23 protein-coding genes are annotated in these 26269 nt (G+C 66.2%); 14 read left to right on the forward strand and 9 right to left on the reverse strand.

Annotated elements, in window-relative coordinates; translation table 11 throughout:
* Positions 1-36 precede the first annotated feature (36 nt).
* Together OCI36_RS05395 and OCI36_RS05400 are read left to right on the forward strand one after the other, a co-directional pair.
* Positions 37-1065, forward strand: a complete 1029-nt coding sequence (locus tag OCI36_RS05395; RefSeq protein ID WP_261664056.1) for a DHH family phosphoesterase — start codon at positions 37-39, stop codon at positions 1063-1065.
* A complete protein-coding gene (locus OCI36_RS05400; RefSeq protein WP_261664057.1) occupies positions 1062-1445 on the forward strand; it encodes a hypothetical protein in 384 nt (127 codons plus the stop codon). Before OCI36_RS05395 ends, OCI36_RS05400 begins: the two co-directional genes overlap by 4 nt.
* Positions 1446-1466: 21 nt before the next feature.
* Here the strand turns inward: OCI36_RS05400 and OCI36_RS05405 are convergent, their stop codons facing one another.
* Positions 1467-2777, reverse strand: a complete 1311-nt coding sequence (locus OCI36_RS05405; protein ID WP_261664058.1) for a serine hydrolase — start codon at positions 2775-2777, stop codon at positions 1467-1469.
* 208 nt (positions 2778-2985) lie between these two features.
* Positions 2986-6147 carry a (Fe-S)-binding protein gene (locus tag OCI36_RS05410; RefSeq protein WP_261664059.1) on the reverse strand — a complete coding sequence of 1054 codons (3162 nt, stop codon included), beginning with the start codon at positions 6145-6147 and terminating at the stop codon, positions 2986-2988.
* A 301-nt stretch (positions 6148-6448) separates the two neighbouring features.
* On the opposite strand from OCI36_RS05410, the gene OCI36_RS05415 reads away from it, so the two are divergent.
* The 8 genes from OCI36_RS05415 to OCI36_RS05450 all read left to right on the forward strand — a co-directional run bounded on the left by OCI36_RS05415 (position 6449) and on the right by OCI36_RS05450 (position 14455).
* A complete protein-coding gene (locus OCI36_RS05415; protein WP_261664060.1) occupies positions 6449-6910 on the forward strand; it encodes a hypothetical protein in 462 nt (153 codons plus the stop codon).
* A gap of 79 nt (positions 6911-6989) precedes the next feature.
* Positions 6990-9296, forward strand: coding sequence for a protein translocase subunit SecD (gene secD, locus OCI36_RS05420; RefSeq protein WP_261664061.1), 2307 nt, complete (start codon positions 6990-6992; stop codon positions 9294-9296).
* A 204-nt stretch (positions 9297-9500) separates the two neighbouring features.
* Positions 9501-10037, forward strand: coding sequence for a hypothetical protein (locus tag OCI36_RS05425; RefSeq protein WP_261664062.1), 537 nt, complete (start codon positions 9501-9503; stop codon positions 10035-10037).
* Between the two features lie 135 nt (positions 10038-10172).
* Positions 10173-11081: a DNA polymerase III subunit delta gene (holA, locus tag OCI36_RS05430; RefSeq protein ID WP_261664063.1), complete on the forward strand. Its 909-nt coding sequence runs from the start codon at positions 10173-10175 to the stop codon at positions 11079-11081.
* Positions 11082-11153: 72 nt separating this feature from the next.
* A complete protein-coding gene (locus OCI36_RS05435) occupies positions 11154-11675 on the forward strand; it encodes a hypothetical protein (RefSeq protein WP_261664064.1) in 522 nt (173 codons plus the stop codon).
* Positions 11675-12835 (forward strand): glutathionylspermidine synthase family protein, encoded by a 1161-nt coding sequence (locus tag OCI36_RS05440; RefSeq protein WP_261664065.1) that lies wholly within the window; start codon positions 11675-11677, stop codon positions 12833-12835. Before OCI36_RS05435 ends, OCI36_RS05440 begins: the two co-directional genes overlap by 1 nt.
* A gap of 205 nt (positions 12836-13040) precedes the next feature.
* Positions 13041-13904, forward strand: a complete 864-nt coding sequence (locus OCI36_RS05445; RefSeq protein WP_261664066.1) for an ion transporter — start codon at positions 13041-13043, stop codon at positions 13902-13904.
* Positions 13905-13957: 53 nt separating this feature from the next.
* On the forward strand, positions 13958-14455 hold the full coding sequence (locus OCI36_RS05450) for a DinB family protein (protein WP_261664067.1): 498 nt from the start codon (positions 13958-13960) through the stop codon (positions 14453-14455).
* Position 14456: 1 nt separating this feature from the next.
* Here OCI36_RS05450 and OCI36_RS13420 read toward each other — a convergent pair whose 3' ends face one another.
* The 6 genes from OCI36_RS13420 to OCI36_RS05480 all read right to left on the reverse strand — a co-directional run bounded on the left by OCI36_RS13420 (position 14457) and on the right by OCI36_RS05480 (position 20362).
* A complete protein-coding gene (locus OCI36_RS13420) occupies positions 14457-14729 on the reverse strand; it encodes an alpha/beta hydrolase (RefSeq protein ID WP_409996718.1) in 273 nt (90 codons plus the stop codon).
* A gap of 67 nt (positions 14730-14796) precedes the next feature.
* Positions 14797-15591 (reverse strand): class I SAM-dependent methyltransferase, encoded by a 795-nt coding sequence (locus OCI36_RS05460; protein WP_261664069.1) that lies wholly within the window; start codon positions 15589-15591, stop codon positions 14797-14799.
* A 59-nt stretch (positions 15592-15650) separates the two neighbouring features.
* Positions 15651-17492 carry an ATP-binding protein gene (locus OCI36_RS05465; protein WP_261664070.1) on the reverse strand — a complete coding sequence of 614 codons (1842 nt, stop codon included), beginning with the start codon at positions 17490-17492 and terminating at the stop codon, positions 15651-15653.
* A 57-nt stretch (positions 17493-17549) separates the two neighbouring features.
* On the reverse strand, positions 17550-18170 hold the full coding sequence (locus OCI36_RS05470; RefSeq protein ID WP_261664071.1) for a Type 1 glutamine amidotransferase-like domain-containing protein: 621 nt from the start codon (positions 18168-18170) through the stop codon (positions 17550-17552).
* Positions 18170-19216, reverse strand: coding sequence for a DNA double-strand break repair nuclease NurA (locus OCI36_RS05475; RefSeq protein ID WP_261664072.1), 1047 nt, complete (start codon positions 19214-19216; stop codon positions 18170-18172). The genes OCI36_RS05470 and OCI36_RS05475 overlap by 1 nt, the downstream gene beginning before the upstream one ends.
* 140 nt (positions 19217-19356) lie before the next feature.
* A protein-coding gene (locus OCI36_RS05480) for an IS630 family transposase (protein ID WP_261664074.1) occupies positions 19357-20362 on the reverse strand; the annotation gives its coding sequence in 2 pieces (ribosomal slippage) (positions 19357-19893 and positions 19895-20362; 1005 coding nt in all).
* Between the two features lie 199 nt (positions 20363-20561).
* On the opposite strand from OCI36_RS05480, the gene OCI36_RS05485 reads away from it, so the two are divergent.
* The 3 genes from OCI36_RS05485 to OCI36_RS05495 all read left to right on the forward strand — a co-directional run bounded on the left by OCI36_RS05485 (position 20562) and on the right by OCI36_RS05495 (position 24770).
* Positions 20562-21704 carry a cytochrome P450 gene (locus tag OCI36_RS05485; protein ID WP_261664076.1) on the forward strand — a complete coding sequence of 381 codons (1143 nt, stop codon included), beginning with the start codon at positions 20562-20564 and terminating at the stop codon, positions 21702-21704.
* An 80-nt stretch (positions 21705-21784) separates the two neighbouring features.
* Entirely contained in the window at positions 21785-23464 is a 1680-nt protein-coding gene (locus OCI36_RS05490) for an acyl-CoA carboxylase subunit beta (protein WP_261664077.1), read from the forward strand.
* A gap of 94 nt (positions 23465-23558) precedes the next feature.
* The gene (locus tag OCI36_RS05495) at positions 23559-24770 is read left to right on the forward strand and encodes an acyl-CoA dehydrogenase family protein (protein WP_261664078.1); all 1212 of its coding nucleotides are present in this window, start codon (positions 23559-23561) and stop codon (positions 24768-24770) included.
* A gap of 131 nt (positions 24771-24901) precedes the next feature.
* Here the strand turns inward: OCI36_RS05495 and OCI36_RS05500 are convergent, their stop codons facing one another.
* Entirely contained in the window at positions 24902-25471 is a 570-nt protein-coding gene (locus OCI36_RS05500) for a hypothetical protein (RefSeq protein WP_261664079.1), read from the reverse strand.
* A 171-nt stretch (positions 25472-25642) separates the two neighbouring features.
* Between OCI36_RS05500 and OCI36_RS05505 the strand changes: the two genes are divergently transcribed.
* Entirely contained in the window at positions 25643-26263 is a 621-nt protein-coding gene (locus OCI36_RS05505; RefSeq protein ID WP_261664080.1) for a DUF47 domain-containing protein, read from the forward strand.
* The last annotated feature ends 6 nt before the right edge of the window (positions 26264-26269 follow it).

The following is a 26269-nucleotide window of genomic DNA, read 5'->3' on the forward strand; positions in this document are numbered from 1 at the left end:
ACCGTCAGATGAGAGACAGGCACCTATACTGCGGAGATGACCCGAACCGATAATGGAGGCCCTGCCGACTACCCCGCGCAGGTGCAGCAGGTGGCCCAGGCGCTGCGGCAACACTCTGGCCCAGTCGTGGTGCTCTCGCACGAGAACCCGGACGGCGACGCTCTGGGTAGCGTACTGGGCCTGACCCGCGCCCTGCGGCAACTGGGCCGCGAGGTCTGCGCGCCCATGACCCTGCCGCGCTACCTGCAGTTTCTGCCGGAAGAGGGCGAGCTGTGCGGCCCGCTGGAAGCCTGGCCGGACGGAGCACTGGCCGCCGTGCTGGACGTGGACAACAATGACCATGTGCGGGTGGGCGGCGCCAACATGAGCAGCTTCAGCGGTCCCACCGTGAACATTGACCATCACGGCACCAACGCCCGGCAGGCCGACGCTCTGCTGGTGGACCCCTCGCAGCCGGCCACCGCGCAGATCATGGTGGACGTGCTGGACGCGCTGGGCACCGAGTGGAACGAGCACCTCGCCACGCCGCTGCTGCTGGGCCTGATCACCGACACCGGGTCGTTTCAGTTTTCCAGCACCACCCCCACCACCCTGCGGACCGGCGCCCGGCTGCTGGAACACGGCGCCCGACTGAACTGGCTGAACGAGCAGCGGATGCAGAACCCGCGCACCTATTACACCCTGCTGCGCGAGGTGCTGAGTACCCTGGAATTTACCCGTGGTGGCCGGGTGGTGCTGGCCCGGGTGGACGACGCCATGCTGGAACGGGCCGGCGCCGGCTGGGACGAGGTAGATGCTTACGTGGGCCTGCTGCGTAATGCCGAAGGCGCTCAGCTGGCGGTGCTGGTCAAGGATTACGGCGACCGGGTCAAGTTCTCGCTGCGTTCGCGCGGTGGCCTCAGCGCCCAGAACATCGCAGTGGCGCTGGGCGGCGGCGGGCATATCCCAGCCGCCGGGGCCACCGTGAATGCACCCTACCCGGAAGCCCGCGCGCAACTGGACGCCGCCGTGAGTGCCGAGCTGGCCCGCCTGGACGCCCAGACCGCGCAGGAACAAACGCTGTGATTCACCAGCGCGCCCACCGGCTGGCCGCCGCACTCACGCTGCTTCCGCTGGCAGGCGCGCTGGGCGGCTGTACCGACAGCAGTGCCCGCACGCCTGTGGTCAGCGTGACCAACACCACGCCGGAAGTGGTCGGCCCCGTGGCGGTGGATCTGGGGGGCACCACGGTGGATTTCGGGCAGCTGCGTTCGGGTGAAAAACGCCGGATCGGCTACCGGCCGCAGCAGGCTTCGGAAGTGGTGGTGCGCTGGAACGGCCGCCACGACCTCCTGCAACGTTCTATCGTTGCCAGTGGCCCGGAGGCGCTGGGCAACGATGTCAACATCCTGCTGAAAAGTCAGGGCGCGGTTCTGGACCCCGGCAAAAACCACACCCAGAACTGAGCAGGAACCGGCGGGCAGAGCTTAGGGGCTTGCCGCAGCCTGTGAGGTGGTGGCAGCTGAGGCCGCCGGCTTGCGCCGCTGCGGCCCGATCACCTCGTCCACCGCGGCGTTGATCCAGGCAAAGGCGCGGTGGGTGTTGGGCATGGTGTATAGCTGATCGGCGCCGTGCTGCATAAAGGCGTACACCACGTGATGCCCGTCTTTGGTCACGAAATAGCCGGTGTAGGTGAGCAGGCGCCAGCCATTGCCCCCCTTGCCGTAGAAGGTCTGAAGATTGCCCACCTGCCCGGCCCTCAGCGCCGACTTGCCGTAGCCCAGCTGGGCCACCTCGTGCTGCCAGCGGGTGCCGCGCTCGCTTAGGCCGCTGCGCAAGTAGGCGTGGGCCAGCAGGGTCGCGAACTCGTAAGGGGTGCTGAGGTTGTGGGTACCCAGGTCGTCACTCGGCTGATGCCGCTGCTCGAAATAGTGGTCCAGTTTAGGGGCCAGCTCGGCGGCGCTGTGGCGCTGGGCTTCGGCGTCCAGCTGCGCCGCCAACTCCAGGCGGTTATCAGCCTGCCACCAGTCCGGGTGGTCCCGGTAGGTCTGGCTCAGGCCCGCTTCCATCACCCACCAGTCCTTGGTGGGCAGAATCAGCCGGGTCTGGCACAGGTGCAGGTCGTCGGCCACCCGCTGCACTTTTTCCAGGCCCACCCGCCGCTGCAACAGGTCAGTCGCGGTGTTGTCGGAGTCGCGAATCATGCGCTCGGTCAGGGTGCGGGCAGTGCTGTTATCGAATGGATAATCGCCCAGACTCTGAGCCGCCGGCGTGATCTCAAAGCGCTCATCCGGCGACAGGCGGCCAGCGTCGATCTCGCGCAGCACCGCCCACAGCACCGCCTGTTTGTAGGTGCTGGCCAGTGGAAAGACGCTGTCGGGGTTGGTGCCCACCGCCCGGATCACCTCTAGCGTGCGGGGGTCCACCTCCGCCACCCAAAGCCCCAGCCGGCCCGACATCGGGTAAGGTGGCGCCGGTGCCTTGGCAGCTGCCGGCGCAGGGCCCAGGCAGCCCGGCTCCTGCGGGGGCATTTCGCTGTCGGCGGCCCGCTCGCTGGCGATGCCTTCGGGCGTGGGCTGCGCTTCCGAGGAGGGACTATCGGGCTGAGACGAGGCCGGAAGGTCACTCGCCTCTAAAGGTGCAGCCCTGCTGCCAGACTGGCCGGCCAGCAGCTGTAGCCCCGCCGTCAGACCAGCCGGCCAGCCAGGCAGCGCCACGCCGCCGCTCCACCACCAGGCACCGGCGCCGCTCAGCCCTAGGGCGGCGCCCAGCAACAGCGCCGCCGGTTTCAGGCGCATATGGCTTCCCGGTTTATTTCAGACAGCAACCAGAGCAAGGCGACCTGCGGCATCCGCCACAGTCTACCCCGCCCCCTTTTCCGGCGGCCACCAGAAAGCCCAGGGCCAGGAAACCCAGAGCCAGCAGGCACAGAGCAGCCGCGCCGACTTCTGGGAAGTTCCAAAGAAGTCGGCGCGGCCGTCAAAAAGAGGGATTCAGAGATTCAGCTTAGTGCTGGCCAGGCTTCCACTTGGGCCGGCCGGTGGCGCCAGTTTCGGCGTTGCTGCCGGCGTCCTGGGCAGGTACGGTCGTCTCGGCACTTGCCGGAGCCACAGCCTGCGGGGCTGGCTGGGTTTCGCGCGGCTGGTCGCTGTCCGTGGCCGGCAGATCCACCACCACCGGGGCCTGCGGGTCGGCCAGTTCGGCGGGCGTCTCGGTTAGGGTTACGGCCGGAGCCACCGCTGCGGGCATGGCCGTCTCGGCAGTGTTTTCGGGCGCAGCCGCTGGCGTGGCCGGGGCCTGGTTGCGCGGCTGCGCGGCGGCACCGGGAGTCCACTTGGGCCGGGCGCCGGTGGCCGCCGGAGCGGGCGCGGCCGCTTCAGCCTGCACCGGGGCGGAGCTGACATCGTCCTTGGCGGGCGTCTGAGGCTGGGCCGCCGGAGCCGCCACAGGTGCGGCGCCTGGGTTCCAGGCTTTGCGGGCCGGGGCGGTCTGATCGGCGGCAGCGGGAGCAGCCTTGACCGCATCCTGTTTCTGGGCCGGGGCAGCGCTGGCAGCCGGGTTCCAGGCTTTGCGTTCACCTGCAGCCGGGGCCACGTCGTCCTTGGCGGCAGCTGGGGTTGCCGCAGCACCAGCCGGGTTCCAGGCCTTGCGTTCGCCTGCGGCCGGGGTCACATCATCCTTGGCAGCAGCCGGGGTTGCCGCAGCACCAGCCGGGTTCCAGGCCTTGCGTTCGCCTGCAGCCGGGGCCACATCGTCCTTGGCGGCAGCCGGGGTTGCCGCGGCGCCAGGAGTCCAGGCTTTGCGCTCACCCGTGGCGGCCGGAGCAGCGGGAGCAGGCTGAGTCTGGGCCGGCTGGGCCGCCGGAGCAGCGGGAGCGCCGGGGGTCCAGGCCTTGCGCTCGACCTTCTCGCCGGCTGCCGGCTGAACCGGGGGCATCGGCTGGGCATTTTCTACCTGGGCGTTGGTCACGGCCGTGACCTCTTCTTCGTCCAGCGCATTGCGCACTTCGCCCTGGGCTTCAGGCAGGTGGGTGTTGGGCGTTTCAGCCTGGCCTTCAGGGGCCACCGGGACTTCAGGTTCCACCCACTCGCCGCTGGCACGCTGCACGCTTTCCAGCATCAGCTCGGCCACGTCCTTGACCACGATGTCGTCGGCTTCGGCCTTGGCCGGGGTGGAGTTCATCATCGACTTGCAGAAGGGGCAACCGACCGCCAGCACCTTGCCTTCCTTGGAGGCATCAAGGCGGGCCTGGATTTCCTTGAAGCGGTTGTCGCTGATGCGCTCGCTGCCTTCTTCTTCTTCCTTCCAGAACTGCGCGCCGCCTGCGCCACAGCAGAAGCTCTGCTCGCGGCTGCGTTCCAGTTCCAGCACTTGACCGGCCATCCGGGTAATCAGCGAGCGGGGGGCATCATATACGCCGTTGTGGCGGCCCAGGTAGCAGGGGTCGTGGTAGGTGACGGAGGCAGACAGCTGGGTGGTGGGCAGCTGACCGGCGTCCACCAGCTGCTGGAGGTACTCGGTGTGGTGAACGACCTGATAGTCGCCGCCAATCTGCTTGTATTCCTGACCGATCATGTTCATGCAGTGCGGGCAGGTTGCCACGATCAGCTTGGGGCGCACCTCGTTGAGGGTTTCCACGTTTTCCTGGGCCAGCTGCTGGTAGAGGAACTCGTTACCGGCACGCCGGGCGCTGTCGCCGGTGCAGGCTTCTTTTTTGCCCAGTACGGCGTAGTTCACGCCGGCCTTGTCCAGCAGCTGCACGAAGGAGCGGGCCACCTTCTGGGCGCCCGGGTCGTAAGACGCGGCGCAGCCCACCCAGTACAGCACGTCGGGTTCGGGGTTCTCGTCGATGGTAGGCACTTTCAGGCCCTCGGCCCAGTCCATGCGCTTGTCCCGGGAGATGCCCCAGGGGTTGCTGGCGCGTTCCATGCCGCGGAAAGCGGTTTGCAGCTGCTGCGGGAACTCGCCCTGCACCATCACCAGGTTGCGGCGAATATCCACGATGTCCAGCATCTGTTCATCCTGCACCGGGCAGACCTGCATACAGGCGCCGCAGGTGGTGCAGCCCCAGACCGCTTCCTCGCTGATGGCGTATTCCAGCAGCGGACGGGCGGTGCTGGCTCCTTCTTCAAAGTCGGCCTTTTTCAGGGTAAAGGGGCTGGTGTGGGTGCCGAGGCTGTTGAGCTCCATGCGCTTGTTGATTTCCAGCGCGGCGGGGCTCAGGGCCTTGCCGGTGGCGTTGGCCGGGCAGACATCCTGGCAGCGGTTGCACTGAATACAGGCGTAGGCGTCCAGCAGCCGGGGCCATTCCAGGTCTTCCAGCTTTTCTGCGCCCAGCTTGGGCTCGTCCTGCTCCATGGCGTCCTCGATGCCGGGCATCGGGGGCAGCACGCCGGAGTTGACCGGGCGCTTGAAGGCGTAGTTGATCGGCGCGCCCACAAAGTGGAAGTGCTTGGAGTACGGGAAATAGATCATGAACGCCAGGATGGAACCCAGCGCGCCCCAGAACCCGAACAGCCACCAGTTCATCTGCGCGGCTTCGCTGAGGCCGCCGAACAGCAGGTTGCCCACCGAGGTGGCGAACGGCTGCCAGCGGTCGCCGCCTTCCATCGCCATCTTGCTGCTCTGGGCGATCATGCGGCTGCCCACATGGAAGATGATGAAGCTGGCGACGATGATCGAGTCGCGCTTGATGTAGCCGTCCTTGACCCAGTCGTGCAGCAGCGTCTTTTCGCTGAACTTGAAGTCACGCTTGCTGGCGGTGAAAAAGCGGCGGATCATCAGCCCGATCACGCCCAGAATCACCGAGGCACTGAGCAGGTCGGCCAGCAGGTTGTAGATGATGCCCAGCGGATTGTCGCTGTGAATGGCGACCGGGAAAAACCCTTCGATCAGGTCCACCACGTTGACCAAGAGGTAATACACAAAGCCGTAAAACACCATCGAGTGCAAAATGCCGATGGCCGGGCGCTTACGGAACACCCGTTCCTGGGTCAGCGAGGTGACGATGGAATAGCCGATGCGCCCCGGCAGGTTGTCGAAACGGGTTTCGGTCGCGGGAGCGCCGCGCCCAACGCGCAGATAGAGGCGGTAAAAGCCCCACAGCACGAAAACGCCCGTGACCACGGCGTACAGGGCGAACAGGATTTTATGCAGTTCGGGTAACAAGGGGAGCAACCTCCGAGGGAAGAAGTGAAGGATCGGCGGCAGTTTCTGCGGCAGACAGGGCCTTTTGGCCAGAATTTTGGACTCAGTTCAAGGCAGTCTAGCGAACTTCGGGGTTCTCCGCATTGTCCCATAGCCAGGAACAAAGCGGGCCGCCGCAGTCAGACTGGGCACAGGTCCGGCGTCTATGCTGGCGGCAGCCTGCGGCCCATAGCCTGTACCGGCCCCGGCGCCGCAAGTCTGCTAGCTTGTGCAGGATACGCTGCTGTGCCCAGCGGCGCTCCCCCGCAGCCTCATTTTCCCCATGCTCGATGCTTTTGCCACGACTTTGCATCGCCTGCGCGCCGCTTTGGCGCAGCGGGAGGCGGACGCCTGTGCCGGCAGCCTGCCCGCACCTTCCAGACTTCCCTGGTCACGGCTCTCTTGGCTGCGGCTGGGCTGGCTGGCCGCGCTGCTGCTGGGGCTACACGGGCTGGGGCCGGCGGCCCTGGACCCAGCGGCACTGGACCCGGCGCCTTCCCCGGCGGCCGATCAGCCGGTGCTCAAACAGACCGAGCGGTCGCTGCTGGCCGCCGCGCCCGGCAATGAAACCGGGCGGCTGTGGCGCGAAACCCAGCCGCCGCAGCCCTGGCCTGACCTGCCGCCGGTGCTGCGCTGGCCGGCAGCGCTGCCTGCCGGCCCGTTTGCCCGGCAAGGCGGGCCGCAGCCCTGGCCGGTGCGCCAGCGCCTGGGTCACTACGGCAAGTGGCAACTGGAAGGTGGTTAGCAGCTGTGCGCCCCGCCTCAGGGCCCGACTTTACTTCCTGGCCTTTTCTACAAGCCCCCTTACTTAAGGAGAACCCCTTTTGACTTTCAACAACCCCAACCAGCGCCAGCGGCGTGACCGCGACCGGCGCCGCGCCGCGCCAGTCAGCGGCAGACCCAGTCCCTGGACCGGGCTGCTGCTGCTGGTGACTTTTCTGACCGCCCTGGCCTTTATCTGGCGGCCCTGGCAGCACCCCGAGACGCCCACCCAGCTGTACAACGACCAGTATCAGGCCGTGACGCTGGGCCTGGACCTGCGCGGCGGCCTGCGCATCGAGCTGGAGCCGACCACCAAGGACTACACCCGCGAGGACCTGGACAAGGTCAAGACCATCGTGGAAAACCGGGTGGACGCCCTGGGCGTGGCCGAACCCACCGTGACCGTGACCAGCAACGACCGCGTGGTGGTGGAAGCCCCCGGCGCCACCCCCGAAATCCAGCAGCAGGTGCGCGACGTGATCGGCAAGACCGCCCGGCTGGAATTCCGGATCGTCAAGGAAGGCGCCAAGCCCGATCCCAAGCTGGCCGCCGACAAACCCGCCACCGGCGGCTACAAGCTGACCGACCTGGGCCCGGTGCAGGCCACCGGGGAAATCATCGCCGACGCCCGCGCCGCCACTGACCAGTCTGGGCGCTGGGTGGTGGCCTTCGACAACACCGAAGCCGGCGCCAAGCAGTTCGGTGAATTCACCGGCCGCAACGTGGGCAAGCTGATGGCCATTGTGCTGGACAACCAGATTCAGTCGGTCGCCACCATCAACGAGCAGCTGTTCCGCGGCGTGCAGATCAGCGGCGACTTCGACGCCGATCAGGCCGGGCAACTGGCGCTGGTGCTGGAAAGCGGCTCGCTGCCGATTCAGGTGCAGACCGCCGCCGAGCGTTCTATCGGCCCCAGCCTGGGCGCCGACGCCATCAACAGCGGCCTGAAAGCCGGCATCATCGGCCTGGGCGCCGTGTTCGTGCTGCTGTTCCTGTACTACGGCCTGTGGCTGGGTCTGGTGGGCGCGCTGGGCTTGATTTTCTCGGGCGCCATCCTGACCGGGCTGCTGGGCGGCTTCGGCTCCACGCTGACCCTGCCGGGCATCGCCGGTCTGGTGCTGACCATCGGCGCCGCTGTGGACGGCAACGTGATTTCCTTCGAGCGCTTTAAGGAAGAACGCCGCCATGGCAAGGGCGTGCGCCAGTCCATCGCCAAAGCCTACGAACACTCCACCCTGACCATTCTGGACGTGAACGCCACCCACCTGATCTCGGCGTTCGCGCTGTATCAGTTCTCCAGCGGCCCGGTGCGCGGCTTCGCTGTGGCCGTGATTGCCGGCACGCTGGCTTCCACCTTTTCCAACCTGGTCTTTGCCCGCTGGATGATGAGCTGGCTGGGGCAGCGTTTCCCCAACCTCAGCGCTCCGCAGTGGATCACCGAGCCGCGCATCAACTTCATGAAGCCGGCCGCACTGATCAGCGGCCTGAGTATCCTGCTGGCCCTGGGCGGCGCCGGCTACGTGGCGGCCAACGGCCTGAACTACGGGGTGGACTTCCGCTCCGGCACCACCGTCACCGCCCGCTTCGATAGCGCCGTGACCCCCGAACAGATCCGCGAGAAAGTGGTGGCCGCCGGCGCGCAGCAGGTGACCCCGCAGAACACCGTGATCCAGCAGGACATCGTGCCGGGCATTGCCGGCGAACAGTACACCATCAAGGTGCCCGAGCTGAAGGCCGAACAGGTGGCGGCCGTAGGCCAGCAGCTGGCGACCCTCAGCGGCGGACAGGTGCAGAGCAGCGAAACGGTGGGCCCCACCGTGGGCGCCGAGCTGACCCGCAACACCCTTTACGCCATGCTGCTGGGCCTCAGCGGCATTCTGATCTACGTGTGGTTCCGCTTTGACCTGGTGATGGGCCTGGGCTCGATCCTGGCGACCGTTCACGACGTGGCGATCGCGCTGGGCATCTACGCCCTGCTGGGCCTGGAGTTCAACATCTCGACGGTGGCCGCGATCCTCACCCTGATCGGCTACTCGCTGAACGACTCGATCATCATTTCGGACCGGATTCGCGAGAATATGCGGTCCATGCGCGGCCAGAGCTACCGCGACATCGTGAACACCTCGATCAACCAGACGCTGTCGCGCACAGTGATGACCTCGCTGAGCACCATGCTGCCGCTGATCGCCCTGCTGATCTGGGGCGGGCCGGTCCTGCGCGACTTCAGCCTGATTCTGGTGATCGGTATTCTGGTGGGCACCTATTCGTCCATCTACATCGTGGCGCCGCTGGTGGTGTGGTGGAACGAGAGCCGTGGCCGCCACCACCCACACACCCCGCAGCCGACCGAGCCCAAGGCCAACGCCTGAGCCCAGCCCCTACCCGCTCCTTTTCCAGAGAGCACAGTTTGCTGGAAAGCACAATTTTCTGGAAAGCACAGTCAGCCCCCGCCCCGCGCGGGGGCTTTTGCTTGGGCCAGCGGGCCGTGGGTAGGGGGCGCCGCGCCGGCAGCAGCTGGGCTCCCTCATCACCACTTCACCCCGCCGTCAGGCTCAGCCGTTAAGCTGTGAAACATGAAAGTCAGCCATATCGTGATGACTGCTGCGGCGCTGGGCGCTTCTGTGGGAGCTCCTGTCCTGGCCGCCAGCGCCACCCAGAACACCGGCCTGCCGGTCAGCATTCAGAAAGACAACCGCTTTCTGATTCTGAGCAACGCCGGCATCGCCCGCGCCTTTCCCAACGCAGCCACCCGCCCCGACGCCGTCTTTATGACCCGTGACCGCAAGGTGTCGGTTTCGCTGGAATACCGCAGCTCTACGCTGCGCCCCAACGAAGTGACCGCCCTGCTGACCCAGTACCCCCCGGTGCTGCGCCGCCAGCTGCCCGGCATCAAGTCGCTGAACGCCGACATCGTGCGCTCGGGCGGCAACCAGTGGGCCCAGTTCGTGATGACCCTGCCCGGGCAGAACGGTGACCGCCGGCTGGAACAGCGCCTGACCTCGGTGCAGGGCCGCCCGCTGGTGGTGACCATCGACGGCAGCGCCGCCGGCTACAAGGCCAACGAAACCGCCGTGCGCAACCTGGTCAACTCGATTCAGGTCATTCGCTAAGCCCTTTCCTTCCAGCTCAGCCCGGCCCCGGCACATGCCGCAGGCCAGGCTGTTTTGCTGGGTCATTTTACTGGGCCGTTTTTTATAGGTTCAGTGTCACCCTGCGCCGCGCCCCCGGCCGCTATGCTGCTGGACATGCTGGCCGCCTTCAGTGGACATCCCTTTCTGGCCGAACTGGCGCTGCGCGACTGGGCCGAGCAGCGCGGCATTGACCGCAGCGAACTGACCCGCCTGAGCGGCGACGACGTGACCCCCGAGCGGCTGGAACCGCTGCTGGCCCCCAGTCTCTTTGGCGGCGGCGGGGTGATTGTGGACCTCGCCGGCGTCAAGCCCGGCAAGGAGCTGATGGCTCTGCTGACGGGGGCCGCTGCCCCTGCGCTGGTGCTGGACGTGACGGCCCCACCCACCCGCGCCAAAGTGTATGAAGCCCACGGCGAACTGATTCGCAGCCCCAACCCGCAGCGCCCCGGCGACGTGCTGGGCTGGCTGCTGCCCTACGCCAAAAGCCAGGGCCTAAGGCTAGAAAAAGACGCCGCACAGTACCTGGCCGACGTGTTCGGCACCGACCTGACCGGCATGGCCGGCGAGCTGAACAAGCTCTCGTTCCTGCCGGCCGGCACCCGGCTGGACGAGGCCACCGTGCAGGCAGTGGTGGGCCGCGAAAAGGCCGGCGACTCGTTTGCCATGTTGGACGCGGCCACCGCCGGCCGCCCGGCCCTGGCGCTAGAGCAGCTGGGCCGGCTGCTGCGCGGCGGCGAGGACCCCTTCCGCCTGCTGGGCGCCGTGGTGTGGCAGTACAGCCTGATTGCCCGCTGCGTGGGGCTGCTGGCCGACTCAGGCGGGCGGGTGAATGACAACGCGGCCGCGCAGCGCCTGGGGGCCAAACCCTACCCGGTAAAAAAAGCCCTGGCCGTGGCCCGCCGGCTGAACGAAACCAGAATCCGCCAGCACCTGGGCCGCGTCGCGCAGGCAGACCTGGACCTCAAGCGCGGCCATGACCCGGCGCGGGTGCTGGAACGGCTGATGATCGAACTGAGCCGCTAGGCCAGAGCTGCCAGAATTGCCAGGAGAGAGCCGGGCGGAACCTCCGCTCCACTGGCCGCGTACTCTGAGACAATGAAGAAGTTCCACCTGCCCCTGCTGGCCGCGCTGCCGGCGCTGATGGCGTCGTGTTCCTCCCCGGGGGGAAACGTGAATGACTATCAGCGCAACACCTACGCCACTTACGAACAGTGTCTCCAGGCGAACCAGAAATACATTGACCAGGGCATGCAAAACCCGTGTGTGCGCAACCAGTCTTCGGGCGGCTACTACGGACCGTGGTTCTTTTTCTGGGGCGGGGGCGGCGCCGGCCGGGTGGTGGGCTACAACAACGACGGCAGCGCCAGCCGCAGCGGCTATCAGGTGGACCGCGACGGCCGGCTTTCTGGCCGCTTTCAGGCACCGCGGATTTCACGCGGGGGATTTTCTACCGGCACCCGGGGCAGCGGCGGTACTGGAACAGGCGCGGGCACCGGCGCCGGGGACGCCACCCGCAGTACGGCGCCTGGCAACTCGGCCGGCCGCTCCAGCACGCCGCCGCGCATCACCGTGCCGGGCAGCCGGGGCAACCGCACCGGCGGGTCCTTCGGCGGCTGATGGAACGCCGCTCCTTTGCGCCGCGCCCCGATTGGCAACAGCGGCTAGAAGCGGTGGGGATGCTGTGGTACGGTGCCGTTCCCGAGCACCCGGTGCCGTACTGGGCCGAGGACGCCGGCTACACTTTCAGCCGCGCTGAAGTGGACGCGCTGGAACAGGCTGCTCAGCAGCTGACCGGGCAGGTGCTGGCCGCCACCGAGTACGCGATCACGGAGCGCCGGCTGGCCGAGCTGGGCATTCCTAACTTTCTGGAAGACGCGGTGCGCGAATCCTGGGACCGCGACGACCCCAGCGTGTACCTGCGGCTAGACCTGGCCTACCGGCCCGGTGAGGTGCCACAGCTGCTGGAGGTCAACGGCCAGACCCCGACCAGCTTGCTGGAAGCGGCCGTCTGCCAGTGGCAGTGGCTGGAAGACCGGCAGGCGGCCGGCGAGCTGCCGGCCCAGGCCGGGCAGTGGAACACCATTCACGAGGCGCTGGGCGAGCAGTGGGCGCACCTGAAGCGGGAGCGCGGCATCCATGAAGTGACCTTCAGTGCCGCCTGGAACGATGAGGACATCGCCACCGTGACCTATCTGCGCGAGCTGGCCAATGCCGCCGGGCTACGCAGCAGCTTTCTGGACGTGGACGAGCTGGGACTGGCCCCCGGCGAGCCCTATCTGCTGGACGGCTGGCCGCGGCCCATTCAGCACCTGATGTGGCTGTGGCCCTTCGAGTTTGCCTGGGACGCCCGCGATGGTGAAGCGCTGGCCCAGACCCAGACCCGCTTTATCGAGCCGCTGTGGAAAGCGGTCAGCAGTTCCAAGGGGCTGCTGGCGCTGCTGCACGAACTGTACCCGGATGACCCGCAGATTCTGCCGGCCAGCCTGACCCCTGGCACCTTGCGCGGCCCCACAGTGCAAAAGCCGCTGTACTCGCGCGAAGGCCAGAACGTGGTGTTACCCGGCGCCGCCATGACGCCGGGCGATTACGCCGGCTACCCCCTGCTGGAGCAGGCGTATACCGAACTGCCCACCTTTCAGGCGGCCGACGGCCCGCGTTATCCGGTGCTGGGCGTGTGGGCCGCCGGCGAGGAGGTCTGCGGGCTGGGCATCCGCGAGGGGCGCAGCCGGGTCACCGACAACCGGGCCAGTTTCGTGCCGCACTGGGTAGAAGGCTGAGAAAAGGGGAAGCTGGGGCGCACTGGATGGGTTGGCCGACTTCTGCCGCCTTTTTCGGGCCGGTCTGCTTTCGGCAGAAGCGTAGACTGAGGGCCGCCCGGGGAGGGCCAGCGGCGGAAAAATGGGAACAGGCCAAGAGCCCGGCCCATTCTTCCAGCGGCGTGCCTCTCTTTGTCCCCGATCCCCGGACCCACCCCTTCTTCTGATGCCTTCAGCCCCCCCTCCCCCACCACCCGACGCCCTCACCTTCCGGCAGAAAGTGTACGGGCTGCTGGACCCCCAGGACAGCTCAGGGCCGGCCGAGCAGCTGTTCAACCGGCTGCTGGCGTTGCTGATTCTGCTGAACGTGACGGTGATGGTGCTGAGCACGGTGCCCAGCATTCAGCACGAGTATGGCCGGGCCATCCGCATTTTCGACCTGTTCTGCGGGGTCGTGTTCGGGCTGGAATACCTGGGCCGGCTCTACACTGCGCCGCTGCGGCCGGGTGCTCCGCCGGGGGCCCGGGCCTACCTGCACTACGCCCTGCAGCCCCTGCCGCTGATTGACCTCACCGTGGTGGTCACGCTGATCCTGCCGGGCAGCAGCGCTCTGGCCAGCTTGCGGCTGTTCAAGTTGCTCTCGCTGCTGCGGCTGGGCCGTTACTCGACGTCGCTGCAGCTGATTGGGCGGGTAATCTCGCAGCGGTCAAGTGAACTGTTCGCCACTTTCCTGATCGCGGCGGTGCTGGTTCTGATTGCGGCCAGCGTGCTGTATCAGGCGGAATCGGCAGCGGGCACGCCAGGGTTTGGCAGCATCCCAGAAGCGCTGTGGTGGGCCACCGTCACCCTGACCACCACCGGCTACGGCGACGTGTTTCCGGAAACGCCGCTGGGCAAGCTGGCCGCCGGCGTCATCATGCTGTTCAGCATCGGCATGGTGGCCCTGCCGGCGGGGATGGTTGCCAGCAGCTTTGCCGAGGAGCTGGACCAGCAGCGCGCCAAAGAAGCTGCCGAGGCCGAAGTGCAGGAAGAGGAAGAACGGGCCGCCTCCTACCGCTACTGCCCTCACTGCGGCGAGCGTCTGCCTTAAAAGTTCGGTCACGGCTGATGCCTGGGCGTCCCGGCAACTGCCAAGATAGAACCATGGCACACTCAGACTTGCCGCATCCGGACCCGCTGCGTTCTCACCTGTCTGCCCTGCTCAGCCAGCCGCAGGCCCATGCCACTCTGGCGCAGGTGCTGGACGGCTTTCCGCTGGCGCGTATCAATGAGCGGCCCGGCGACCTACCCTACTCGGCTTTCGAGGTGCTGTGGCACCTGCGGTTCACCCAGCGCGACCTGCTGAATTACCTCAGCGCTGGGACCTACTCGGCCCCCGAGTGGCCGGCGGATTACTGGCCGCACCGGGACGGCAGCAAAGAAGAATGGCAGGCGCAGGCCGACGCTTATGCGGCCGACCAGGCCGCTGTGCTGGCCCTGCTGGACAGTGCGCCCAACCTGTATGCCCCGGTGCCGCACGCACAGGATGCCAGCCACACCGTGTTGCGCTCGCTGCTGCTCATCGCCGACCACACCGCCTACCACGTGGGGCAGCTGGCCCTGCTCAAGCGGCTGCTGGGCGGCGGGGATTCGCAAGGCTGAGCTAAGGGCCGGCAGCGCCAGAACACACTGCCGGCCTTCCCAGCGCCGCAAATGCTTCAGCCCAGGCAGGCGACACCACCGGGTCGTCAGAACTGGATACGACCAGCGCCGGGAACGGGAGCGGGTCCAGCGGCACTGAGGCCAGGCGGCACACCTTGGGAGACAGCTGCGGCATGTCCGCCTGCTCGGTGCCGGGTGGAGCAACCAGAAGGCGCCGCGTCTTCGCCGCGGCACCGGGTATGCCCGCACCCAGGTCAGCACGGGAGAACCCCACATGAATGAGCCACCAGCACCAACGGGCCGGGAGGGGCCGTTATTACCTTTCAGCCGCTCGGCCCAGGTCAGCGGCTCAGCACCAGCGCCGTCACCTCACGGCCGGCCAGCACCTGCCCGCTGCCGTTCACTGCAGCCTCCAGGCGGGCCGTCAGGGCGCGGTCAAATGCTTCCAGGCGGCTTCCAAGCAGATGGGGCGCCGCAAACGAAGCTGAATGCTGAAAGCCCACCACGCGCTGCACCGACCAAGTCTCTTCCCAGCCAATGCTCCAGCGCTCGTAGCTGCCAAAGGCTGAAGCCTCAATTACGGCCTCGTGGGCGGTGGCCGGCGGCTGGTAGGTTCTGGCTCCGGCACGCCTGTGGGGCCCCAGGAACTCGCTCAAAGTTTGCGCGATGGCCTCTCTGACCGCCGGGCTCCCCGACTCGCCGTACATACTGCGGTTGCCCACCAGCGCCACGCCGCCGCCCGGCTCCGTCAGGGCATGCAGCCGCTCAAGCACCGCTGGCCGGTCCATCCAGTGAAAGGCGTCGCCAATGGTCGCCAGGCGGAAGGGCCCCAGTCCGGCGGGAAGCGCCTCGGCAGGAGCGGGCAGCCACCGGAGGTTACTTAGGCCCTGCGCCGCTGCCTGCTGCGCTCCAGCACTTAGCATGTCCTTGTCCGGGTCAGCCGCGACCACCTGGGCCACCCGCCGCGCCAGCGGAAAAGCCAGCAAACCGGGCCCACAGCCCAGGTCCAGCACCCGGCTGCCCGAGGTCAGACCAAACCGCTCTGATAAAAACCCGAAGAGCGCTTCAGGGTAGGGCGGGCGAAAACGCACGTAATACGGCGCCGTGCCCAGAAACAGGGTGGGGTCATGAGGCATCCCGCCCAGCCTAAGCGGCGCCGTGCCTGCCCCGGATCCGCCAGATGGCCTAAGGCCGCTTACAGCCCCAGCAGCTCCGCGCCCACTTCGGCGGCCGGGCGCTCGTCGGCCTGTTTCACCTCGTCGCGGCGGGTGGCCCAGGCCGGAAAGGGGTAGTTGACCAGCACCGGATTCGGCACGTCCGGCTGGCTGACCAGCATGGTGCCCGGCTGCAAGATACCGGCCCGCTGCCGGAAGCTCTGCGGCAAGAAACGGTACTCGGGCCGCTCGGCCTCGGCCATGTCCAGCCGGCCCACCACCCGGATGGCCGCGTTGGACACGATGCGGCGCTCCACCTCGGAGGCGGTCTGCTGAGCCCCGATCAGGATGATGCCCAGGCTGCGGCCACGTTCGGCAATGTCCAGCAGCACGTCCTTGATGGGGCTGTCGCTGTCGCGGGGAGCGTACTTGTTCAGCTCGTCCAGCACCACGAACACGGTGTCCTTGCGGCCGATTTTCTCCTTGTGTTCGAACACCTCGCGCAGCAGCACACCCACCACGAACATCTGCGCGGGGCCGCTGAGCAGGTGAATATCCACCACTGTGGTCTGAATCCCCGCCTTCAGCACGTCGGGACGGTAGCGGACGGCCTGCTCGGCGCCCAGGTCGCCCCGGATCAGCGGGCTGAGGTACTTCTGCACCCCGCGCATCCGCCGCACGAAGGCCCGCAGGGTGCCGGGGTTCTGCTTCTGCACCCATTTGCGGTCGCCCTCGCCCTCGTTCTCTTCCAGCAGCTTGTATTCGATGTAGGAAATCAGCTGCTCAAAGCGGGTGATGGTGATGCCGCCCAGGGTGTCGAATTCCAGATCCTCGGGGATTTCGCTGCTTTCCTCGGGCCGCCAGTCGGAGACGGTCAGGCCGGTGCCGCTGCCTTTTTGCTCCTGCGCCAGCCGGAAGAGGCGTTCTTCCACGTTGCCGATCACGAAACCGAGGTTCAGGCTGCTGGCCGCGTCCGAGAATACGTAAGCCAGCATTCGCCGCTCGCAGAATTCGCGCAGCGAGAACACGAACGCCGTGACGCCGGAGCTACGCTGCTTCACGTCCGGCAGAATGGCGTCGCCGCCGGCACTGATGGGCGGGGCCAGAAACTGCACGTTCCGAAAAGGCTGCTGCGGCAATCCCAGCCGGGCGTAGCGGCCCTGGGCACCAAAGCCTTTGCGGGCGTTGACCCGGCCTTCTTTCTCGTCAACGCGGGCGTTGGGCTGGTCCAGAAACAGCAGGTCCTCACCCTTGACGTTAAAAATCAGGGCACGGGTATTGTGGCCTTCCTGGCGCTTGCGCAGCACCTCGCCCTGAAAGATGGAATGCAGCAAGAAGAGAGCGTAACTGGTCTTGGTCGCCACCCCGGAGATCCCCGAAATGTTGATGTGGCCGCCCTGTTCGCCGTTCACGAACTGGTAGTTGATAGGCAGCACCTGTCCGTCGGCCAGCAGGCCACCGGCGAAGGTGTCGTCCATCTTATCGGCGCTCAAGGCCAGCGCCAGTTCCTCGCCCACCGCGTGCCGCACCGGGTCGCCCGGCTGCGGGGGAATAAAGTCCTCGGGGTCCACCCGGGTCACCAGCACCCGCGCCGCGTAGCTGACCGAGGCGGGCAGGATGCCCTGGATCACGTCCTGCACGTCGGAATCGAACTTGACGCCCTCGTGCCGGGTGCGCACATGGTCCACGATGCCGAAGAACCGCACCGGGCTGCCGTCGGGCTTGGTGGTCTGCACCGCCACCAGATCGTCCATCTGCACCGAGGCACCGGGCAGTACGGCGAACCAAAAGCCGGTGGGCGTGGCGTCTTCAGTGCCCATCACCAGGCCAATATTCTGAGCAGGGTGATGAAGGGCAGGGGCAGCCAGGTCAAAATCGGTCATGGGAAATACTCCAGATGAATAGAAAAAGGGGAGCGAGAGACAGGCGAGCAGTAAAGGTTATAGCCGCATCAGAAAAGCTGGGCCGCCATAGCTGACCGGGTGATCTTCGTCGCAGAAATGCAGCGTGACCCCGTCATCCAGGCCCCAGCCGGTCGCAACGTGCCGCTCGCGCAGATGCCGGTGCAGCGCGGCGGCACCCCCCCGCTCGGCAAAGTGAACGCCCAGCAGCGTGCCGGGCAGCAGGCCCAGGCCCGGCAGGAAATGGTCGGCACCGCCCGCGCTGTCCTCGCCGGGAATCAGGCAGTGTTCCATCGCCAGCAGCGCCCCGGCCGACAGGCCCGCGTAGGGCACGCCGGCGCGGTAGCGGGTCCGCAGCAGGTCGCGCAGCGGACCAGTGCTGTACAGCTCCTGATAACGGGCCGTCTCGCCGCCGGCCACGAACAGCGCCGAGGCGCCGGAGATGACCGCAGCGGCGCTGTCCAGGTCCAGTGTTCCGTCCCCGGCCGGGGCCACGAACTCCACCTGCCGCTCAGGCCAGAGCTCGCGGTACAGCGCCGCGTGCCGCTCACTCTGAGCATGCGACAGCACGGCAATCCGCTCCCCGCAGACTTCCAGCCAGGGCGGGGTAAACGCGTCCAGGGCGGCCACGCCGCCCAGCAAAAACAATTCTCGGGCCATCAGGCGTGGGCGTGCTGCGCAGCCAGATGGGCGCGGATGCGGCGGGTCACCAGCTCGGCGTTGCCCAGGCGGCGGCTCATTTCCTGTTCCAGCGCGGCGGTGGGCACCAGGTTCTGTGGCGCGCGGCCGTCCTTGTGCGGCTGACTGCCCAGCCGGCACAGCAGCGTGCCGGAGAGGTCGGCAATGTCACGCACGGCGCGCGGCACGAAATCCACGTCTTCAGGGGCATGCATTTCCAGCCGCATCACCCCGGCCAGCGGATGCTGATAAAACTCGGCTTCGGCCAGGCGCACGAACCAGGTAAAGCGCTGCTCGCGGCCCGTCTGCCGGCTGCCTTCCTCGCCGGTGTCGCCCACCGTGAAGCGCAGGATGGGGGTGCGCTCGCCGCATTTCATCTCGCGCAGCAGGGCGCTGCGGTCGGCGCCCAGGTAGTCGGTGTGGAGGCTCTTGATATAGCCCAGCACCGCGCGGCCCTGCTCGCCCACCCGCACCGGGCCGTCCTGTAGCACCAGGGTGTCGGGCAACATGTCCGGGTCTTCCTCGTCCAGCGGCAAGGGAGAAGCCAGTGCCGAGGCCAGCGCTCGCTCGGCGTCCAGCATGGCTTTTTGAATGGCGGCCTGCGCACCCAGAACGTCGCTGCCGTGAAACCGCAGCGGCTGGTAGATCAGCCGGCCGGTCTGGGGGTTGCGGGGAATCAGTTCCTCGGCTTGCAGCCGCAGGTCGCCGCTGTGGGCCAGCAGCCGCTGTGACTCGACCCCATGAAAGTGGGCCTGCCGGGTGCCGTGCGGGCAAAGGTCCACCGCGCCCACCGCGTAGGCTCCAAAGCCTGCCACGCTCAGCTCCTGGCGGTCGTCTTCCAGCAGTAGCCGGGCTTCCATCCGCGGCCGGCCGTCTACCACCAGCACCCGGCGCAGGCTCTGGGGCAGTGGCTGGGGGGCCACCGCCCGCCAGTCTCCTTCCACATCGAACACATCTCCCCGGAACGGCGTCAGGGTGAGCTGGGCGCTCTGGGTGTCCACCGGCCAGGGGTCGAGACGAATACGCATAGGGGGCAGTGTATCGCGGAAAAGTCTGTCTGGGACGTAATACGCTATAAACGTAATATCTGGCTGAGGTTCTGTGATCCCTAGGAGACCTGTTTCCCCCGCCGGCGCCGGGCCGTTAGAATGGCCGGCACATGGACAAATTATTGATAGCGGCGTAAGTTGGCGTCCATAAGCTGACGGGGCAGGTGAATATAGCGGACCCGCTGCCAGGCGGTGACAAGCCTCTTTTTCAGCGCTCTGATGGAGTGGGCACAAAAGTTCCCCAACACATTGCGCTTGACGTAGGCCCACACCAACTCGATCGGGTTCAACTCTGGAGCATACGGAGGCAGAAAGATCAGAGAGAGGCGTTCGTGGGAACCCACGAACGCCTGGGTCACTTTCGCGTGATGAATTCTCGCATTGTCCAGCACCACGACGATGTTCCCCTGAACTTGGCGCAGGATGTGCCCAAAGAATCGGATGACTTCTCCACTGCGGATCGCTCCGGATGTTGTGTGCTGGAAGAATCGTCCATCTGAAGTGATCGCCCCAATCGTCGAAAGCTTCTCCCAGTTCGCTCTGAGCGTGACCAGGGGCGTGACGCCCCTGGGTGACCACGTTCGCCTTCGCACGCCTTTCAACGAGAATCCGACCTCATCCAGATAGATGATTGTGGCTCCCTCAGCGACCTTTTTTTTCCAACTCCGGGAGCACCTGTTCCCGCCAGGATGCAATCCGAAGTTCGTTCCGCTCAGCAGCCCGCCCATCTGGCATCTGTGGGCTGAACCCCAACTTTCGTAGGATTTTACGGACGTGATCATGGTGGTACCACACCTCGAAGTGCCGCCCGATCAGCTCTGCCACGCGTTTTGTCGTCCAAGTTTCGTCAGGAAACCCATGCTGCAGAGCACCCTCCCGCAGGAGGGTGCGAAGCTGGTCGTGCTGAGACTCAGTCAGCCGAGCAGGACGACCAGAGCTGACCGTCGCTTGCAAGCTTCCCTTCTTTCTGAGCCGAGCACTCCAAGAAGTCACCGTGAGCACGGAGACGCCGAAGTGAGCAGCAATTTCGCGGTGTGTGTGGCTGCCTTGCTGCAGCCACTCGGTAGCAGCCAGACGCCGCTCCTCAAGTTGGGCACGAGAATATTGGTTCGGTTGCCATTCCACGGTCCCTAGAGTTTAGCAGCGCATACTTACGCCGTTATCAATAATAACGTGGATATGACAATAATCTTTCCATTATGTTCCAGGCAGTATCTAAAGATCTGAATGTTGCGCAATAGAACCGGTCAGCATCTGGTTGTCCTGGCTTCATCTGGCCACGCCCAAATCATTTGCCACGTGATCTGCGCGCTAGCCTGAGCCGGTGAACCTGCCTTACCCGCCTCTGAATCCCCATGTGCCCGCGCCGCTGGGTCACTTGCCGGAGTGGGGAACGGCCCCACTGCCGCTGCTGGAAGCCGGCGCCCAGGCCGCCCGCGCCGCCGGGCTGGACGTGTTCAGCCTGAATCTGGGCCGGCCCGCCGTGGTGGGATTCTCGCCGGAATGGAACCGCGCCGTGCTGACCGACCTGCCAACCTTCCGCAGCCGGGGCAGTTTTTCCAGTCTGGTGCCTTATCTCAACGGCGGCGTCATCGTGACCGACGCGCCGCAGCACGTTGAGCGGCGCCGGGACCTCAACCCCGGTTTCTCGCGGGCGGCGCTGGCTGAGATGACGGCAGAGCTCAGGCGGCAGATGCCAGCTTTTCCCTACGCCCCCACCAACGCCCTGGCCTGGGCTGACAGCGCCGTGCGCCAGCTGCTGAACGTGGCCTATTTCTCGGGCGACTTTGACAGCGCCCTGCTGGAGCGGTTTCTGGCTCCCCTGCGCCGGCCTTTTCCAGCGCCGATGCTGCCGCGCCCGGCCACGCTGGCAGCCGTGCGCCGTGAGCTGCTGCGGCTGGGCCGCGCCCGCGCCGCCGCCCCCCGGCCCGACCTGCTCAGCACGCTGATTCGGCAGCCGGGTTGGATGGAAGACGCCCGCGTGTCCCTGGCCGCCGCCCACGACACCACCACCCACGCCCTGGCCTACGCTGTCTGGGAGTTGGCCCAGGCCCCGCAGTGCCACACGCCGGAGCAGCACCCAGCCGTCATCAAGGAGGTGCTGCGCCTCTATCCACCCGGCTGGATGGGCAGCCGCCGACTGGGCCGCGACCTCGACTGGCACGGTCATCTGCTCCCGGCCGGTACCCTGGCGCTGTATTCCACCTATCTGACCCACCGCGACCAGGCACTCTGGGACGCGCCCAGCGAGTTTCTTCCGGAGCGCTGGGCGCACAAGCCACCGGCCTGGGCTTACCTGCCGTTTGGCGGCGGCGAGCGTACCTGCCTGGGCATGCACCTCGCCAACCTGCTGCTGGGTGAAACGCTGGCGTCGTTGCCGCCGCTCCGGGCGCTGCACGGCCGCACCACGCCCGTGCCGGGGCTGACTCTAGGTCCGCAGGGGCCGCTATGGGTGGAACGGGCCTGAGAAAAACCCTTGAGGTGTCACGCGGCCCGCCGAATGGACGTTCGTCCCTGGCGGGCTTTTTTGGTACACTCGCTTTACACATGAAACCGAATAGCACCGGCGCAGAGGCCGCGCAGCCTCTGTCCGCGTCCTGGTCGCAGGCCCTGCAGGAATTGCAGAGCAGCGCCGAGCAGATGCGGGCAGGGGGCGGCCCAAAAGCGCAGCAGAGACAACACGACAAGCACCGCCTCACGGCCCGCGAGCGCATCCGGCAGCTCCTGGATGAGGGCAGCGAATTCGACGAACTGATGACTTTCGCCGGCTACGGCATGTACGGGGACGTGGGCGGTTGCCCCAGCGGCGGCACGGTCACCGGCATCGGGCAGATCGAGGGACGGCCCTGGATGATCGTCGCCAACGACGTCACCGTAAAAGCCGGCGCCTTTTTCCCCATCACCGCCAAAAAGGTGATCCGGGCGCAGACCATCGCGCTGGAAAATCACCTGCCGGTGGTGTATCTGGTGGACTCGGCAGGCGTGTACCTGCCGATGCAGGACGAGATTTTCCCGGATCAGGACGATTTCGGGCGGGTCTTTTATCTGAATGCGCGGATGTCGGCGCAGGGCATTCCCCAGATTGCCGCCATCATGGGCAACTGCGTGGCGGGCGGCGCTTACCTGCCGGTGATGTGCGACACCCTGATCATGACCGAGGGCAGCGGGCTGTATCTGGCCGGCCCGGCGCTGGTCAAGGCGGCTATCGGGCAGGTCGTGGACAGCGAGGAGCTGGGCGGCGCCGAGATGCACGCTAGCATCGCCGGCACGGTGGATTACAAGGAACCGGACGACGAGAGCGCCCTGCGGCGAATCCATGCACTGGCCGGGCTGTACGCGCAGGGCGAGCTGGCCCCGTTTGCCCGGCGCCGCACGCCCAACAGCGAGATTCAGGCCCCGCCGGAGCGCGACCTCACCGAGCTGGTGGGCTTCGACAGCACCAAAACCTACGACGTGCGCGAGCTGATCAAGTCACTGGCTGACGGCGGCGAGTTCCACGAATTCAAGCCCGAATACGGCGAAACCATCGTCTGCGGGTTTGCGCGGGTGGGTGGCTTTCCGGCAGCTTTCGTGGCGAACCAGCGCACCGTGATCAAGAAGCGGATGAAGGCCGGGGGCATTCCGGGCCTGACCACCCGCATCGAGGTCGGCGGCGTCATCTACGGCGACTCGGCAGACAAGGCCGCCCGTTTCATCCTCGACGCCAATCAGGCGGGCGTGCCCCTGGTGTTCCTGAGCGACGTGACCGGCTTCATGGTTGGCCGCGACTCCGAGCAGGAAGGGATTATCCGCCGGGGCGCCAAACTGGTGAACGCCGTGTCCAACAGCGTGGTGCCCAAAATCACCATCATCACCGGCGGCAGCTTTGGCGCGGGCAACTACGCCATGAACGGCAAAGCCTACGGCCCACGCTTCATCTTCGCGTGGCCCAGCGCCAAATACGCCGTGATGAGCGGCAACGCGGCGGCCAAGACGCTGCTGGATATCCAGCTGGCGGCCCTGGGGCGCAGCGGCCACGAGCCGGACGACGAGGAGCTCCAGCGTCTCTACGACGAGGTGAAGTCAAAATACGACACCGAACTCGACCCCCGCCACGCCGCCGCCCGGCTGTGGGTGGACGAGATCATCGAGCCCAACGACACCCGCGCCCGCCTGATCCGGTCGCTGGAAGCCTGCGCCCAGAACCCCCGGCAGGAAGAACTGCGGGTGGGTGTCTTTCAGGTGTAAGCTCCCCGGCCAGCCGCTCCTCCCCCATCAACCTGCAGCCTCAAAGCTCACAGCTCACAGCTCCCCGCTCCCCCCCATTCCGGAGGTACTCCCTATGACCAGCACCCTTGACCGCCAGACCCAGACCGCCAACCCCAACCTCACCCCCATGAACGACGAACAGCGCACCATCATTTCCTCGCTGCGCTCCTTCCTGAAGAACAAGGTGGAACCGGGCGCCGCCGAGCGCGACCAGACCGGCGAATTTCCCTTCGAGCTGGTCCGCGAGCTGGGTGCGATGGGCATCATGGGCGCCCAGACCCCCGAGGAATACGGCGGCGCCGGCCTCAGCACGGCCACCTTCGCCATGATCATCGAAGAAATTGGCGTGGTGGACGGTTCACTCTGCCTGACGGTGGCCAGCCACAACTCGCTGTGCCAGGGCCACATCCTGATCGGCGGCAACGAGGAACAGAAGCGCAAGTTCCTGCCTGACCTGGCCAGCGCGCAGAAGCTGGGCGCCTGGGGCCTGACCGAACCCGGCAGCGGCTCGGACAGCGCCGGCCTGCAGACCAACGCCAAGGAGCAACCGGACGGCTCGTGGATTCTGAACGGCTCCAAGAACTTCATCACCCAGGGCAGTGTGGCCGGCACCTACGTGATTCTGGCCCGCACCGACCCGCCCCGCGAGGGCAAGGGCAAGAACGACGGCATCAGCGCCTTTGTCTTTAACCGCGACGAGGTCCAAGGCTTTTCTATCGGCCGCAAGGAAGACAAACTGGGCCTGCGCTCCAGCGACACCGCGCAGCTGATTTTCGAGGATATTCACCTACCGGCCGAAGCACTGCTGGGTGAACGTGGCAATGCCTTCAAGGACGTGATGCGGGTGCTGGACGGCGGCCGCGTGGGTATCGGGGCGATGGGACTGGGCCTGGGCCGCGCTGCCTTCGAATACGCTGCCCGCTATACCCTGGGCCGGCAGCAGTTCGGCAAACCGCTGGCCTACAACCAGAACATCGCCTTCCGCCTGGCCGAGATGGACACCAAACTGGAAGCCGCCCGCTTACTTATTCGCAAGGCCGCCGACCTCAAGGACGCCGGGCAGAACTTCACCATTCCGGTGGCCCGCGCCAAGTACTACGCCACCGTGGTGGGCGTGGAAGCCTGCGACGAGGCCATTCAGATGCTGGGCGGCTACGGCTACATCAAGGAGTACCCGGTGGAACGCTTCTGGCGCGACAACCGCCTGACCCGTATCGGCGAAGGCACCGACGAAGTGCAGCGCCTGGTGATCAGCCGCGACGTGCTGAAGCGTTTCGAGGACTGAGCGAAAACGCACAGGGCAGCGGGAAGGAGAACAGCACTCTTCTTCCCGCTGCCCTGTGCCTGCGATTTACAGAAACCGGGCCTACCTGAACTGTACTTGCTTAAACTGGGCCTACCCAATACTGGGCCTACTCAGTCCAGCCGCTCCCGGACGATGCTGGGCTTGCCCGCCACCCTGACCCAGAAGGTCCCGCTGCGTGCAGAAGGAATGCCGCTCCGCACCATGTCCCCCCGCCCAGCCTGCACCTTTACCGCACCAGTGGACTGGTCATAGGCAAACCCGGCCGGCGAGACATTGTCCAGGCCCAGCTGGCGCAGTGGCAGCTTGTTGAGGACCAGACCGTCGCTGATTCTGATTCTGAGGACCGTGCTTTGGCTCTCCGTCCCTTTTTGCAGGTTGGCGAGAACATAAACCTCATTCTGCCGGCCCAGCGCCGCGCTTAGCAGCACCGAGTTCTTACCGTACTGGTCAGCGTCAAAAAGCACCCGGCCATTTAGATTGGGATTCTGGCGGTAATACAACTGGTTGCCACGCACTGCTACACCCCGAGCCGGAGCAACTGTCGTATAAATCTGCTGGCCAGATTTGGTCTGGAAAATGTGCAGGCCAGCAGTCGCAGCCAGCCCACTTCCAGCGCACAGTAAGCCGGACAGGAGAGCGAGGGCCAGGGTACGGACCGGACGGCAGAGCAGTGCAGGCATACCCCCACCCTGTCAGCTCCCAGCTGACGGCGGATGAGACTGGGGAACGCCGGCCCAAAGGGACGCTTTCAGTGGCTGCGACCCACCACCCCGGGCTCCACATGACACGGCAGACACTCCCCTGACATACTGAACGCGTTAGGAGAGTGGAGAAAAGTGCTGTCTAAATTTATGCCTCAAAATCCCAAGTTCTCGGCCAAGTTTGCCGAGAGCGCCCGCAATGCCCACACCACGGCCCAGGCCCTGGTGGACCTGCTGGAAAACTACACCGATGTGGACATCAAAGTGCAGCGTGTGCTGGACCTGGAACACGAGGGCGACCGGATTGCCGGCGAGCTGACCAACCTGCTGGCCGAGTCGTTTATCGTGCCCTTCGACCGCGAGGATATCCTGTCGCTAAACCACGAGCTGGACGACCTGGTAGACGACATGGAAGAAGCCGCCCGCAAAATGAGCCTCTATAGCATTCCGCAGCCGCTGCCGCAGATGGCGCAGCTGGCCCGCATTCTGGAGCAGCAGTGCGCCCTGCTGGCTCAGGGCATGCCGATGCTGGAAGACGGCCGGCAGGTAACGCAGCTGCAGACCCTGGCCGGGCAGATCCGGCAGCTGGAGGGCGAAGCCGATCTGATCGGTGACGAGGTGGCCCGCCGGCTCTACGAAGGCGTGACCGAAGTGCCGCAGATGATTCTGGCGATGCGCTCGGGCGAGATCGTGGAACTGCTGGAAAACGCCACCGATCAGGCGCAGCGGGTTGCCAAGACGGTCGAAAACATTCTGCTGAAAAACGCGTAAGGGAGC

Origin of the sequence: Deinococcus sp. Marseille-Q6407 (genome assembly GCF_946848805.1) — a bacterium.
Taxonomy (GTDB): Bacteria; Deinococcota; Deinococci; order Deinococcales; family Deinococcaceae; genus Deinococcus.